1 protein-coding gene is annotated in these 935 nt (G+C 49.5%); it reads right to left on the reverse strand.

Annotation, left to right across the window (positions count from 1 at the left end; all coding sequences use genetic code 11):
• Positions 1-935 (reverse strand): P-loop NTPase (locus A3766_RS21525; RefSeq protein ID WP_156509032.1); only part of this gene is annotated, 935 nt, incomplete at both ends.

The raw sequence follows: 935 nt of genomic DNA on the forward strand, positions 1-935 counted from the left end.
TAGCTTCAACGCCGGAATCCAAAGCATTGTCTTCAACATGGATCTCTGATTCAGGAGACAAGTCGCCTTGAGCTTCCCGAACTTGGTCAAGCAAGGTTTGTTCATAACTCGAGACCGCTCTTTTATTCCCCTGGGATTGCTCTCCTGCCGAGCTAAAGCTTGCCATTTGCTCACGCAGCTTATCAAAAGAGCCCGGTTTATGAAGAGACGTCGTTTTTCTTGTCGAAGCCGCTTGTTTGGCCGCGATGCTTTTCTGTGGGCGAGCGACTTGTCGCTCTACTACTTTTTGCCAATAGGCGCTAAAGGCCAAACGCGGAACGCCTGTCTGGCTAAACAGGTCATCTATTTTTTCTGCTAAGCGATAAAAACAACGAGCGGAAGGATCGGTTTTAGGATAAAGCGCAACAGGACGCTGCAAGCTGACTGCCGCTCGCATGCTTTCATCCATCCATACCGAGCCCAGGTATTCTGTATTCAGGTCCAGATACTTACTAACGGCTTGTGAAAAGCGCTGAAAGACCTTCTTAGCTTGCGCCGCATTAGAGACCATATTGACAACAATCTGAACCTTTCGTCGATAACCGCGGCGTTTGAGCACCTTAAGCAGAGAGAACGCATCAGTTAAAGAGGTTGGCTCGGGGGTCACCACAACGACAGCAACTTGAGACGCGGCAATAAAATGAAGAACGGTTGGAGAAATACCCGCGGCTGTGTCGACCATCATATAGTCATAATGAGGCTCAATTGCACGAATAGAAGTCACCAGCCTTTGTTGCTGCCCGACATCCAACTCAACACACTGAGCGAAACCCGATGCTCCTGGAATGACCTGGATACCCTCGGGCCCTTCGAGCACGATATCCTGAATCGACTTTTCACCCGTGAACAAATGCTCCAGCGTATAGGCGGGATAGAGCCCCAACATGATATTGGTA

The sequence above is a fragment of the Oleiphilus sp. HI0132 genome (genome assembly GCF_001635845.1).